General features: G+C 42.0%; 9 protein-coding genes. 1 reads left to right on the top strand and 8 read right to left on the bottom strand.

Annotated elements, in window-relative coordinates; translation table 11 throughout:
- Window positions 1–575 precede the first annotated feature (575 nt).
- The 3 genes from QUF07_RS08040 to QUF07_RS08030 all read right to left on the bottom strand — a co-directional run bounded on the left by QUF07_RS08040 (window position 576) and on the right by QUF07_RS08030 (window position 5,484).
- Window positions 576–2,192 (bottom strand): glycoside hydrolase family 43 protein, encoded by a 1,617-nt coding sequence (locus QUF07_RS08040; RefSeq protein WP_289427160.1) that lies wholly within the window; start codon window positions 2,190–2,192, stop codon window positions 576–578.
- A 32-nt stretch (window positions 2,193–2,224) separates the two neighbouring features.
- Window positions 2,225–3,703, bottom strand: a complete 1,479-nt coding sequence (locus tag QUF07_RS08035; protein ID WP_289427159.1) for an MFS transporter — start codon at window positions 3,701–3,703, stop codon at window positions 2,225–2,227.
- Window positions 3,704–4,578: 875 nt separating this feature from the next.
- Window positions 4,579–5,484 carry a helix-turn-helix domain-containing protein gene (locus QUF07_RS08030; RefSeq protein WP_289427158.1) on the bottom strand — a complete coding sequence of 302 codons (906 nt, stop codon included), beginning with the start codon at window positions 5,482–5,484 and terminating at the stop codon, window positions 4,579–4,581.
- Between the two features lie 374 nt (window positions 5,485–5,858).
- Between QUF07_RS08030 and QUF07_RS08025 the strand changes: the two genes are divergently transcribed.
- The gene (locus tag QUF07_RS08025) at window positions 5,859–7,715 is read left to right on the top strand and encodes a cation:proton antiporter family protein (RefSeq protein WP_289427157.1); all 1,857 of its coding nucleotides are present in this window, start codon (window positions 5,859–5,861) and stop codon (window positions 7,713–7,715) included.
- A gap of 145 nt (window positions 7,716–7,860) precedes the next feature.
- Here the strand turns inward: QUF07_RS08025 and QUF07_RS08020 are convergent, their stop codons facing one another.
- The 5 genes from QUF07_RS08020 to QUF07_RS08000 form a co-directional block, all read right to left on the bottom strand.
- Complete coding sequence (locus QUF07_RS08020; protein ID WP_289427156.1) at window positions 7,861–8,679, bottom strand: sialate O-acetylesterase; 819 nt, start codon at window positions 8,677–8,679, stop codon at window positions 7,861–7,863.
- Between the two features lie 49 nt (window positions 8,680–8,728).
- Window positions 8,729–10,777 (bottom strand): glycosyl hydrolase 115 family protein, encoded by a 2,049-nt coding sequence (locus QUF07_RS08015; RefSeq protein ID WP_289427155.1) that lies wholly within the window; start codon window positions 10,775–10,777, stop codon window positions 8,729–8,731.
- Window positions 10,778–10,925: 148 nt separating this feature from the next.
- Window positions 10,926–11,288: a hypothetical protein gene (locus QUF07_RS08010; protein WP_289427154.1), complete on the bottom strand. Its 363-nt coding sequence runs from the start codon at window positions 11,286–11,288 to the stop codon at window positions 10,926–10,928.
- A 168-nt stretch (window positions 11,289–11,456) separates the two neighbouring features.
- Window positions 11,457–12,128: an SGNH/GDSL hydrolase family protein gene (locus QUF07_RS08005; protein ID WP_289427153.1), complete on the bottom strand. Its 672-nt coding sequence runs from the start codon at window positions 12,126–12,128 to the stop codon at window positions 11,457–11,459.
- Window positions 12,129–12,192: 64 nt separating this feature from the next.
- On the bottom strand, window positions 12,193–13,785 hold the full coding sequence (locus QUF07_RS08000; protein ID WP_289427152.1) for an MFS transporter: 1,593 nt from the start codon (window positions 13,783–13,785) through the stop codon (window positions 12,193–12,195).
- Window positions 13,786–13,949 lie beyond the last annotated feature (164 nt).

Genomic DNA, 13,949 nt, shown 5'->3' with positions numbered 1-13,949 from the left:
GAAAATGCAAAATACCCATCAAACGCGTGAAACATGTGTTTGATGGGTATTTTGTGTATTTTTATGAATAAATCAGGCTCTATATTTAATTATTATGTTCGTTCAACAAACACAACAGTTGTATTTTACCACATCAATTATTAATAAATAATTATAATTCTTGGCTTTTTATCACATTTATATAAATAAGTATTAATAAATTGGTTATCAAGAAAATCTTCGCCACCAAAAAATCCGCTACCAGCAACGATTCTCGCCAGCAGCGGATCCATCATCCATTATTCAATTCACAACTCGAACAAACTTCAATCGGAAATAATATAACCGGTTTTCCTGCAACGGTCCAAGCACAGGCAGCAAAATTTGAAAATTGAACGAGATTTTAATCCCACAAAGTACTGCTATTCATTATTTTAATGCATCTATTTTTTTAATCTGCTTGGACTCGCTCACTTTTCCTAGGACAGCTGCGTAAAGCAGAAACTTACACCTAAGCACCTTGTTCAAAAATCCCCAAAACCCGGGATTTCTGAACAAGGAGACTTAGGTTCCAGTTTCTAACCGCTTTACTCCGCTCACTTTTCCTTATAATCAAAGTAATCAAACGTTGCCACTTGATCGTAACCTGAATAATCAACCGCTGCCAGTCCCACAAATGCGCCGGTGAAGAAGCCGCCATAGGTTTGAAGGACGTAGTCATCTGATAAGACAGCTGCATCCAAAGTGACCGGTACCTCATGCCAAGTTTCACCATCAAATGAATACTCGTAGGTATAACTTTGCTTGCGAACTTTGGTCTTGAACCAAACATACTCAACCCCATCCGGGATCTGAATGGCATCATCCTTTAGATAAGACGTATAGTTGCCTCGATTATTTTCAGCCACCTCAATCACGTGGCCCTTCTTTTCATCCCAAGTAACGAAGATCCATGACCAGTGCTTGTCATTATAGAAGTTAGTCAAGCCAGCCATCTGTTGATAAGTAAACGGATCAAATTTGACCTTAGTCTCAGCATCAAAGTTGAAGGCTTGCCAACGACTGGCAATCATTGAAACATCGAAATTACTTGCGAGTGAGAAGTGTCCCACTAACTTCAAGTGACCGTCACCAAACGAGCCCATGTGATCAGTGAATGGCACCCGTAATGTGTTCCAATCGTAGTCCAGCGTATCTGAATCAAACTCATCGTGCCGCGAATGGTCTAGTGGTGCGTCCGTCTCAATGGCATCTTTGGGGGCATCCACCTCAACTTGGCCACCGTGACCACCGACAACCCGTGGCCAGCCTTGGTCATCCCATTCAACTTTTTGAATAGATGTTTCTCGACCTAAAGTACTCCAGCCACGAGGATCGTAGGCAGATTCATTCTCATGGTTCCATGGGCGAGCCATTAATGAAGCATAATACCACTCACCACCTGGCGTATTAACCAATGCCCCATGGCCCTGCTTTTGAATTTCAAGATCAGGTGTATCAAAGTTCGTGATAAATGGGCCATCCGGTTCCGTTTCAAATGAATCGGCATCCAGGGTCTTAGAGCGGGCCACAACTTCCTGGTGGGTAAAGACCGTTCCACCTTGGGCAGCGAACAGATAATAGTAGCCATCTTTTTGATAGAGATGGGGACCTTCAACCAATTTAACATCGGTTCCCCGATAAATCGTTCGCGCCGTTTTTGGATCTAATTTCATTGTTTTCGTATCAAACTCAGTTAGCGTAATGCCATCAAATGGATGGTGGTATTCCCGATGATCCCAGGTCTGCTGAACCAGATATTTTCGACCGTTTTGATCATGGAATAGTGAGGCATCAAAGCCAACCCCGTTGACTCTAATTGGGTCGCTCCATGGCCCGGTAATGTTATCGGCAGTCGTTAGATAATTGGTCATATCCTTAAACGCGCCTTCAGTTACCTTAACATCGGTATAAATTAACCAGAATTTTCCGTCCGCGTACGAGAGATCCGGTGCCCAAATGCCGCCTGAAGCCGGATTGCCTTTCATATCCAGCAAAGTCGTTGTCGAAAGTGGTGATGGTAATAGTTTCCAGTGAACCATATCTTTCGATTCGTGGAGACGCACGCCTGGGAACCATTCAAAGGTTGAATTAGCAATGTAGTACGTGTCACCCACGCGAATCATACTTGGGTCGGCGTTAAATCCTGGTAATACTGGGTTCGTAATTTTCATGACAATATTTCCTTTCTGTTTCTTACTAATAATTAAAGTTGACCTTCACTCTTTCGCTTGTCAATTTCCAAGTTGATTCGCGTAACGTCTTTGTCACTCAATGGGTAGCGGCTCATGATCCACATTGCGACTAAAGCTAACACGATTGGGGCCCAAATCATTGAGAATTGAATTCCCATTAATGCAGAAGCGCTTTGGTGGGCTTTAGCACCATCGAATTTGAAGAAGGCGTTGATGTAACCTGGAATGATCCCGCCAAGGGCAAGGCCAATCTTGAAGAACAGGCCCATGATGGCGTTGATAATTCCAGCAACCCGTTTCTTGGATTGATACTCGCCGTATGAAACAACTTCCGGCACTAATGACCACATGTACCCAGTTGCGGCGGTAATTCCCCATTGCATCAAGAAACGGCCAAGGTAGCCAAGTAGCGGTGAATCTTTGAATGCAGGCATTTGCCATACCCATAAGATGAGTTGGCCAACAATGAATAGTGATAAGAAAATGTAGAAGAATTGTTTCTTACCAATCTTTTTACGAACAATTGGCCACAAGAAGACTAAGAAGATTCCTGGAATTGAACCAATCAAGTTGATGGAAGCCACCCATTCTGGATGACCAACGTTATATTGCATGTAGAACGGCCAAACCGTGTTACCGAAGAACATGAAGGTAAAGCCGATCAGGAAGAACATGCCAAGAACTTGAAGGGGTTTGTTTCGCTCGATTTCAGCAAACAAATCTGAATATTTAACGGCATCGGTTTCTTCTTCAGTAGGCAATACCCGTTCCTTAACACCAAAGTAGGTCACCATTAATAGAGCAAAGCCAATGACCATGTAAATTGACATTACCAAGAAATAAGCGCCACCAGCATGAGGGGAAGCATAATTTCCAAGGTTCAATTTGAGGCCGAATAAACCGATATCTTTCATTTGCTTATCTGGAGAAGCTAACTGAACAAACAGTGGCAGGAAGGTATAAACCATCAAGTTACCAATGTTGGCTTCGGTCATCCGGACGGTTGTTAAAGTAGAAACTTCATCATTATCCCGGGTGAGTGATGCGTTCAACGCACCATAGGGGATATTCACGAATGAATAGATCAATGCGGTTGCCATATATGAAATAAATGCATAGATGACATTACCCCGAACCGCTTCCATTGGGAAGAACAGCAAGGCTGCGCAGACGGTCAGTGGAATTCCAAAATATAGAATGAACGGGCGATATTTGCCCCGTTTAAATTTACTCTTATCAACAACGGCTCCAACCCAAGGATCCCAGAAGACGTTAATCCAACGAACAACCAGAAAGATTGTCGCACCAACGGCAGCAGAGATTCCAAATACAGTGGTTAAATAGAACAGCAGCATGGACCCAACCGTACCAAAAATCAAGTTTTGAGCCAAATCACCGGCACCGTAACTAATTCGCTCACCCCAAGAGAGCTTGGCGAATTCTTTTTCGGCAACGTGTTTGGTCTCAGTATCATTAACATTACTTGCCATGTTTCATTCTCCTTTGCTTATAACAAGATAGATGACAATGTTAGTGAACGTCTGGACACCAATAGCGAGGCTCGCTTATGAGTAACAAGCTGAATCACAATTTTTCATTTGCTGATTGGTTAAATATGAACAAATTGCAGGGTGTAAGTTGGTTATAAATTCAGCAAATGATTAGTTGATCTTACCCGTTCTCTTTAAGGAATCCCCTAATTAGCACCATTGTTCGGCTAACTGCAAATCTTATTGTATCCGCTTTCAGGAAATGACATTAACTTACTTCTTAACCGAAATTTGTCAATTTGTGACCAGATGAATTGCTAATAACTTTCTTCATTTGAAAGATAAAGTTGGAATTTTATCTTTATAAATTTTGGGTCAAAGTAAGCAACAAGGCACCAGCGCCAGCAAAAAATATATTGGCTGGTGCTGATGCTTGGGTTAGGAATGGCTGCTGGTTGGTGGTTAAAGTGGTCGGTTAATATGAAATATATGGGGGGAAGAGAAAAACTGCGCCTAACGGTCTTGATTATCATGCTCTTTTTGACTTGGCTGCAAAGATTAAATCTGCTCTGACACCCTTGATTTTTACGTTCTCTTTCCTGCTACATAGATTAAACGTGCTCCACCAAACAACAATCTGCGCGTAAGCACCTTCTGGAAGAATTCCAACCCCAGGAATTCTTCCAGAAGGCGACTTACACTCCGATTGTTAACCGCTTGGTTCCGCATCTCCCGGGTCTAGTCGCACTCTCTTACTAAACGTGCCAAAAAAGGCTGATCCCTGCCATGTAAACCAACCAGCAATTATTCCAGAACCAGGAATAACCGCTGGTTGGCTTACACTCTGGGATCAAAGCGCCTTTTTTGACACTCTCTTATTCAAAATGTCCACTCTGCACCACCGACCTGACCGTTCTTTTTGGATTAATTTGTTTACGGTACTCGCTTGGGGTGATTCCCGACCACTTTTTGAACTGCTTGCTGAAGTTGGAGATGCTGCTGGCCCCCATCATATAAGCAACGTCTTCAATCGAATACTCCACATATCCCAACAACAGTTTCGCCTTACGATACTTTTTCTCGTCAATGAATCGCAGCGGCGTCATGCCATACACCTTTCTAAAGGTCCGATGCCCATACCCGCTGCTAATATCCATTCGGTTACAAATATCGCCAAAAGAAAATTGATTATGCTCCGTCTTATCAATTCCTTCTTCAATTAATGTGGCCATTTTGCGAGCAATCTTAGCTTCCCGCTCCGTAAAGTGAATCTGGTCTTCTCTGGTAAACTCCGACAATTGTTCAGTCAACTCATACAAATAGGCTAACAGTCGAATCTGGATCTTGAGGTTAACCTGTTCTTCAGTCAGCTTAACGGCCTTGCTATACTTCACAATGTCTAGCGCTGCCGCCATCGATGCCTTGGCAATCGGATTATCCGATGGAATCACAGTATTGGCAATATTACTAATAATTGCGGATTTAAGGCCCAGACTTTCAAAATTAAAATGAAAGCAAATATAGGTCATTTCTTTATCTTTACTTGCATTCCGATTATTATGGAGCGTTCCGGGAGCAATAATCAGAGCACTTCCCGGTCCATACGTCAGCGGATCCAAACCTTTAAGCGTTGTGGTTTGCGACCCTTTTAAAATACACATCAATTCAAAGGCTTGGTGCTTCTGCTCAAAAAAGCTCCACCCACCCGGAACCGTGTGTTGATGGCCGCCGAAGATATATAATCCGGATTCAACAACCGGAATTGAAATAAAACTTTTCATAATGGTTCACCCTCAGAATTTAAACTGAAATCGCTATCACTAATATGATAATTGGCTTCCGCTAGTTAGTCAACTAAACTAACTTACTAATTTTATTCAAATATGAACCTTCATTTATCAATTTCTGCACTTAATTCGCGTAAAATTAATTTTAAAAAATAAATCATTTCTATTGTTTTTATGGAAACTTTCTATTAAGGTGTTATCTGTTCGACTGAAATCAATTTAACTAGGACAGCTGTACAGAGCAGCAACCTGCACGTAAGCACCACAAGCAAAAATTCCCAACCCCGGAATTTCTCCTTGTGGCAACTTACGCTCCGGTTGCTAACCGCTTGGATCCGCTCACTTTTATTTTGGGAAGGGGAAACAATATGGATCAATTATCCTTAGTGATCATCTTACTGGCGGCATTGTTTGTCCCGTTAGCAATGGCCAGATTTAAAATTACCTTTTTACCAACCGCTGTCGTCGAAATCATCGTTGGTGTGATTCTGGGGCCATCCCTATTTAATTGGATTGCCACATCACCCACCCTGGATATTCTGCAGAACGTTGGGGTCATTTTTCTATTGTTCTTAAGCGGAATGGAAATTGACTTTAGCCTGTTCAAGCGCAAACCTGCCCACCTCTCACCGCTTGAGGAAAAGGGCAAACAAAACCAACCGAAGTATTCCGTTCTCAAAGTGGCCACCCTGAGTTACCTTTCGATTGTGCTCATGTCAATCTTGATGGGATATGGCCTACGACTCACTGGCTTGTTTACTGATGTTTGGTTAGCGGCCATCCTATTCATGACCATTTCATTGGGAATCGTGATTGCCAGCTTGAAGGAACAGGAACTGCTCAGTAAACCATTTGGCCAAGCAATTCTGCTGATTGCTGCCCTCGGAGAAGTCGTCCCAATGGTTGGCTTAACCTTCTACGCTTCAGCATACAGTCCCAGTTCTAAATCTTTGTGGTTAATTTTATTGATCTTGGTAGCTGCTGCACTGTTATTCTGGCGATTCAAGGCCTTCTTTAGATTCTTTGACCGCATTAATAAATCGACTACTCAATTAGACGTCCGCTTGGCATTTTTCATGATCGTCACGCTGGTAACCATTGCAGAAACGGTGGGTGCAGAAGGAATTCTGGGCGCCTTCTTAGCTGGAATTGTCATCAAACTGCTTGAACCTCACGAAGAAACTAAAGTTCGGTTGGATTCCATCGGTTATGGCTTCTTTATTCCAATTTTCTTCATTATGAGCGGCGTCAACCTCAACCTGCGGCACCTCATTTCAAGTCCGCAGACGCTGATATTGATTCCGGTGCTCTTCGTTGGCTATGTCCTCGCCAAATCATTAGCTTATTTTATTCTGCGCAAACGGTTTAAACCGTCCAACGCCATTGCCGGAACCGCTATGTCCGCTACCACTATTACCGTCGTATTAGCCGCAATACAGGTGGCTCAACATCTTCACCGGATTACGAGTCAACAGTCCGGCGCTTTTCTTTTAGCAGCGGTGATTACCTGTATCGCTGGTCCACTGATTTTCAACAAACTGTATTCCGCTGAAGCTGAAGATTTGAAAAAGACCACCGTTCACTTTATCGGCACTAATCTCACGACTGTTCCAGTAGCTCAACAGCTAGCTAAGGGTTGGTACGACGTCACGATGTACACCAATAACCAGCATAATTACCGGGCTTTTAACAGTGAAGTCACCATCGATTTGCTGGACAACATGGAACCTGGCTTCATGGTCAACAACGGCGTGTTTGATGCCGATATTGTCGTGCTGGGCCAGGTTAATTCCAAGAAGAATTACGAGCTGGCCAAGATTGCCAAGAAATATGGTGTTAAACGGGTGATTGTCCGCTTTGAAGATCGGAATATTCTCGACGAAAAGCAGGATGAATTGGATCGCTTAGGCGTTGAACTCTACAATACGCCAGACGTCAATATCAGCATGCTGCGGGCGTTGATTGAAGCCCCATCTACCATGAAACTAATGACGTCAACGGAATCAAGCGTTTATGAAGTGGCGTTGCGAAACCGAAAATACGCCGATATTCAACTGCGCAATTTGCCATTTATTGAAAAAATGACCGTCACTCAAATCTACCGCGAGAAGCGCTTTATCAGGCCAACCGGTGGCACGCCGTTAAAGCTCAATGACCGGATTATTTTTACCAGTAGTAAGCAGGAAGCACCGGAAGTTCGTAAGGAACTTGGGAAGCTAAATTAGCTATCGTCCCGATTCCACTATTATTTTGCTACTAAAGTAAATCAGGATCTCATAGGAATCAGTTAAAAGCTGGTCTATGAGATCCTGATTTTAATTATTTTTGATTCTATAATTAACTGCCGCTTAGACTAAGATTGAAGTCACATTAGTAAACCCGGTAACCGCCAATGTCCAGACGAGACGCCTTAATAATATTTTGATCGATAAATGAATTGTAAATTGCCTTACCGAAGTAAATACTACTCTTGGGATCGAAGTGGAATTGATCAAGCAGTGTCCCATGTTGCATGTCAACAACATGAACGTTAGGATCTTCCTTTGCAATCTTCAAGAGACCTGCCTCGACTTTTGGTTCGTATTGTTCAGAGTTATGACTAACTGTGCCACAAAAGATTGGTAAGTCAGGCTTATTAACAAATCCTCGACAAGCTTTAAACACATTTTTGAGATTTCGATAGTAATTATCCGCAGCTACCTGCGAGAACGATGACCGATCACCTTCACCCTGATGCCAAATCATTGCGTTGACATCAAGCTGTTGCTTTGAAGCTTTCATGCAAGCCTCAATAATGTGCTTAAACTGCAGCAGCAACGAATTACTTGGGCTGTCCAGCTTGTCAATCTCAGTTGTCCAGTGATCGTGTCCCTGATGGCCACCTTCACCGGTTGGGGCAATCGAGGTGCCCCCTTCAGAGCATTTCATAACATATAAATCATATTTGGCAACTTGAGTCAGATAGTAATACGTGATTAGATCAAACCCCCACCGATTATCTGAAAGATCACTGACCTTAATGGCATCTTGAAAGACACCTTTTTCATGATCAGGTGTGTAATTGCTGCAGTAGTGACAATTCTTTAATGGCAACGAATACTGACTAGGGAGCTCAGCAATCGGCACCCGGCCGTCAATATTAGATTGCCCTGCAGAAATAACCGTTAGTGGTTTTGATTCGTTTTTCACTATATCCTTCCTCTCTTCTAGTTCAAACAAAGTTTCAGATACACACTATTTATAGTTTATCAATTAATCGTTCCCGCAACTTCTTGGCTAATTTTTCGTCCGACATCTCCCGACTGGTTGTCCAGAGGGTCATGACTCTGGCTTCAGCGGGGGCTTTAATGAACTTACGCTCCCAGACATCCTCATCATCCCCATCGCCAAGTGCTCTGATGTACTGACGTAAAAATCTCAGCTTATTGACAGTTAATGGGATATCGTCATAACCATCATTCTTGTAGAAGTCATACCATTTGGTTGATAAGTGATGGTCTTGCGCAAAAACAATTTCTTTAACCGTCTGATAAGCTTCATCAGCCAATAAGAATGGTTGTAGATAATCATCGCTGGTTTTAACCGAATGGCCTAACTGATAAACCTGGATGGTTAACTGCAACGCTTTGAGACTGTTAGCTTGATAAAGGACGCTTAAGTAGAAATCACCATAAAGGGTTTTGGCATCCTGTTGATTAAGAACCAACAAGAGTTGTTTGACAGCTGTTTTCAATTGTTGCCAAGCGGGTAATTTCGGCGCAATCATATCGTTAAGCTTCTTAACCGCTTCGCCAACCGGCACATCACCAACTACCCAGCCAGTATCAGTCATCTTATCATGATGGCTGACCCAGGCCTTGATAATTCGTCGAATCAGGTAAGGGGCAAATTCATCGCCGGCGGTCTCATCTGGGTGGGAACCGTATTGAACAATTGCTTGCCAGTACTGTTGATATAGATTAACAATTTCTGATTGATGATCTGAATAGTACGTGTTGACATAATCTTCGAGGATAGTTTGATTATCGCGAGCCTGATAGTCCGCCAGCCAAGACTTAGCTGCCTCACGAAGAAAAAGAATATGCGGCTTAATGTTACCGGTATTGATTAACTCGAGGGTATCAAAATGATTTTCCCGAACTTTGGTGAGTTGATCAGAAACAAATTCTGGGCTATTTGATAATAATCCCAAGAAGTTCGATGCTTGCAGGTCATGGAACGCAACGTGATAGTACACGCCTCGTTCACGATGACGCGGATTAGGAACATCCAACACTGGGTTTCTTGGATTATCCAAATTCTGACGCCGAGAAACCATCTTGCCATAGCCACTATCAGCCCAAATTTCAATAATATCATCCGGCACATCAATTAAGCCTTTACTGTAAAGGGATGTTAATTCGCCGTAAATATTAAGGGCCATTGGGGCACCCGGATCAAGTTTTTTGACCATATCGTATTGTTCTTTGATGATGCCGTTAATAACGTCAGCAATGGCTTGGTCATCCCATTTGCGACTGTCGTCATCCAGCCAGAATGGCTTATCACCCTGACCTCTGAATCCGAGACTATAGATCGTTGGGGTTCCCTTTTGATCCATAATTGCATCACGCCAAAGTTTTCTAAATAGGTCTGGATACTTGGTGAATGAAGCCGTTAAAGTAGGATATTCCCGGGCAAACATTTTGGCACCCAAAGGTTCAGCATGGTGATGATTAATCATCAAGCCAAATTCTTTGGCCGGATTGCGGTTGATTTGTGATTGGACGTCAGTTCCTGGAACAATTACATTACAGCCAACTCGCAAGGCCGTTTCAAAAACTCGTTGCCAAACATAACGTTGGGAGTCATGATCTTTCCAGCCCCGAATCAACAGTTCATCGTTAACAAACCAGCCGCGGTATTTTGTTTGGTATTTTGGTAACTGCGAATCAAAGTTAGTCCATCTGATAAATGGCTGACTCTTTGGCAGAGTATCCATGAAATACCAGGAATCATCTATCTTCAATACTTCTCTGGAAATTGCCAGGGCCCCATACATGACACCTAATGATGTTTTGGCAGCAACCGTAACCGAATCCCCAGAGACCGAAATTTGAAATTCATCGCCATTAACCGCAACGTTTGAATCCACCGTTAACTTAATTTGATTTTTAGCTGAATTTTTGGTGGTAACCCGCTCAATGTCCCGCTGAAGGATCATCGTGGCATTCTTCAAAACGGAATCTCTAAAATCAGAAGCAGTTACGACAGTTCCCCGCGAAATAATAAACTCTTTATTTGCCAAATTACTTCTCCCTTCTAATTAATCATTGTTTTTATTGTTGCCCGAAAGCGAAGCCGAATTGTTCATCCCAGTAGTTAATTGAATCACAATTTGTTGATCTGAACTCAATTTAACAATGTACTGTTAGACTGATGGGATATTATGCGATTCAGTTATTCGCGTCCGGTACCCCAGCTACTACTTGGAACACATCAGCAAGTGACATGTTCTGATCAGCAAACTTTTTATGCAAGATTAACTTACGGAAATCTTCGATAGACATGGCCTCTTTTTGTTTGAATGGCATTGGGGTTGGCGCATTGCCAGTATCACCCGTTTGATTCATCCCAGTTGTCAATGTGATTACAATCCCCTCATGACTATCCAGATGAACGGTATAATGTTCGTAATACGACGGAATATCATAAGACCCACTCAATTCTTTGTGTTCTTTAAAATAGTTCGTAATAAAATCTTGAAATTCCTTTTCTGAATTCAAGGCTTCTTTCCAACTCGTTGGTTCTTCTGCCATAATACATTCTTCCTTTCATTACAATAAACATGATTAAATTTACTTTTAATTTTAAATGCATCAAAACGGCATGGTCCGATCGGTTTCCGGATTCATGCCGTTTTCAATTGTCCATTTTTATGACGCTACGGAAGTATATTTAGCAGCCTAAGAATAGTTGCTGGTCTACTAAATCAGATATGGTATGAGTTGCCCAGTAATTCGATGGGCCAACTTTTTATACCCAAGTGGACTATAATGCAAGCCATCTGGCATATATCGTTCACTATTATTTAAATATGGCGAAATACCACTATTATTGAATAAATCAATAACCGGGATACTATAATAATGACAAATATCAATCATTGCGGAGGCGTAGTCAGCCTGAGTCTTACCAACACCATTTTTTTCAAACGATGATGGATAATGCTTAGTACTGCTTTTAAACACACTCTTGGTTGCTGTCATGAAAACAAGTACCGCATCAGGATAATTCTCATTTAGACTGTTGATGATTGTATTAAGTGCGCCAAGAAACGTATGCTGATCCTTGCTATGAATATCAGCAATAGGAACGCTGTGAACGAAGTCATTTACACCCCCAAAAACCACGATGTAATCTGAGTCCTTTTTCATAACTGAGCGTCTCTCTACAAAGCTATCATCACGATCATCACACATGGCTATGCGTGATCCTTTTTTGCCACAGTTGTTTACTTCTTTGAACGGAATCATATCTTGCAAATGTGCGACCCAAGATATCTTGTTTCCTCCGCCACCTGTACTGTCATCACCCCAAGTGGTTGAATCACCAAAACAACTGATGGTTTTGTCTTTAAAATAATCATTATCCAACAACGCTTACATCTCCTCATCACATTTAGTTGTCATATTACTACCATTTTTAAATTCAGTTTGTTTTTTATTTGTTAGTAGTTGGGGGTGTATCATTCTTTTTCCAGAAATCAATTGAGTCATATTTAACCCCCGTCAAGTCTTCACACACAGCCTTAGTATGGGGATCAACATCCTTCATACTGCCACCTTTTTGTAATCGAACCAATTCGGAAGCAAGTACTTTAAAGGTCTTCTTGCTTAAATGGAAGCGACTTGCAAAAATCATCGCTAAGATAATCATGAAGCCGACACCGCCAGATACAATTAAAACGATCATATTAATCGCACTTTGTGGCTGAGTAACGGCACCACTAGCTGATTGACGGAAGTGGGCAAAATCGAGTAGGTAACCGGCAACGACTCCGGCAAGTCCTTGGCTAATTTGGTTCACAAAGACCATAACGGATGCAAACAATCCGGAACGATTCTTCCCAGTTACTAGCGTATCCAGATCAGGTATGAACGGAAAGGCATTCCAAGGAACAAAGTACAGAATGTAAAGACCAACTTGATAGAGTGACATGCCACCAACTAACCACCACATCATATGAGCTGGATGAGCAAAGGCAACGAACGCCCAGTTAATAGCACTAACCAAAATCAATGAAAATCCAAACAGATAAAGGAATCGATAGGTGATCTTGGTTGCAGCAAATCCCGCAATAATGGTTACTGGAATTGAAACAATGCTCAGTGTTTGTAAGAATCCTGAAACACTCGTCGACATCTTTAATACATAAACAATGTAATAAACAAACACGGTGGAAAAAAGAATCGTTGCAAAATATGAACTGAGGTAAACCCCCATGTGCAGCCGGAAAGTTCTGATTTTGAAGGTTGAGAAGTAATTCTTTAACTCTGATTTTAAAGTCGACTTTTTACCGTGATTCTCAGCCAAAGCTTCCGAATCTAACTTCTTCGCTTCTGCCTTAGTAACGAAATGCTCCCAAGTTGACCGATATGATACCAAAACCAGGAAGAATGTTACGACCGAGAAAATGACCTGCATCAGAATATAAGGTTCCGGTGATGATTTTGGAAAGTACTTAAATAATTGGGCTGGCACAAATTGGGTCAGCATATTACCAATACCAGCAATCACCATTCGACTTGTAGACATTAACGTCCGTTCATTGAAGTTCTTAGTCATTTCATTAGGTAACGTTTCCCATGGAATTTGTAAGGTTGACATCAACACAGTAACAATCAAGTAAGTAATCAGGTAGTACCAGAAATTCATTCCGGCAACCCACATTGTGATTGCAATCAAAACCGATGGTGCAGCAATTAAAACAAAAATGTGACGGCGTCCAAACTTACGGCCGAGTTTATACTTATAAATATTATCAGAAATGTTTCCCATAACTAACGAAGCAACCGCATCGGCCACCCGCCCAATCAGGAAAATGGTGGCGCCTTGACCGGCTGTTAATCCACAAAAAGTCGTGTAGAAAAACATTAACCAAGCACCTACTAGTCCCTGCATAGCCGTTCCAAAGAAGGAGAAGGAACCAAAGCCAATGGAGCGAAGTACCCCAATTTTGCCTTTATCTTGATAAATTTGTTTGTTGGCATATTCATCCCAACCGTCATGAACAACTTGTTTTTGATGATCCATCATGTATCCTCCCATAATTGTATTCGCTTACATAAAGACCCTAAAAAAGAAACCAACCATCAATCATTGCAAAAAGCGGTTAAGCAAACGGTCATGGCTTCGGAACTCCTTTCGTTATCACAAAAAATTGAATTAAATAATTTCTAAATACCCGATTGATTTAC

It is taken from the genome of Lentilactobacillus sp. TOM.63, from assembly GCF_030361045.1.
Taxonomy (GTDB): Bacteria; Bacillota; Bacilli; order Lactobacillales; family Lactobacillaceae; genus Lentilactobacillus; species Lentilactobacillus dabitei.
This window is presented reverse-complemented; position numbering and strand designations above follow the sequence as displayed.

Excerpts from the sequence above, each read along its gene's own strand:
- QUF07_RS08040 (WP_289427160.1), bottom strand. The coding sequence starts at position 2,192 with ATGAAAATTACGAACCCAGTATTACCAGGATTTAACGCCGACCCAAGT.
- QUF07_RS08035 (WP_289427159.1), bottom strand. The coding sequence starts at position 3,703 with ATGGCAAGTAATGTTAATGATACTGAGACCAAACACGTTGCCGAAAAA.
- QUF07_RS08030 (WP_289427158.1), bottom strand. The coding sequence starts at position 5,484 with ATGAAAAGTTTTATTTCAATTCCGGTTGTTGAATCCGGATTATATATC.
- QUF07_RS08025 (WP_289427157.1), top strand. The coding sequence starts at position 5,859 with ATGGATCAATTATCCTTAGTGATCATCTTACTGGCGGCATTGTTTGTC.
- QUF07_RS08010 (WP_289427154.1), bottom strand. The coding sequence starts at position 11,288 with ATGGCAGAAGAACCAACGAGTTGGAAAGAAGCCTTGAATTCAGAAAAG.
- QUF07_RS08000 (WP_289427152.1), bottom strand. The coding sequence starts at position 13,785 with ATGGATCATCAAAAACAAGTTGTTCATGACGGTTGGGATGAATATGCC.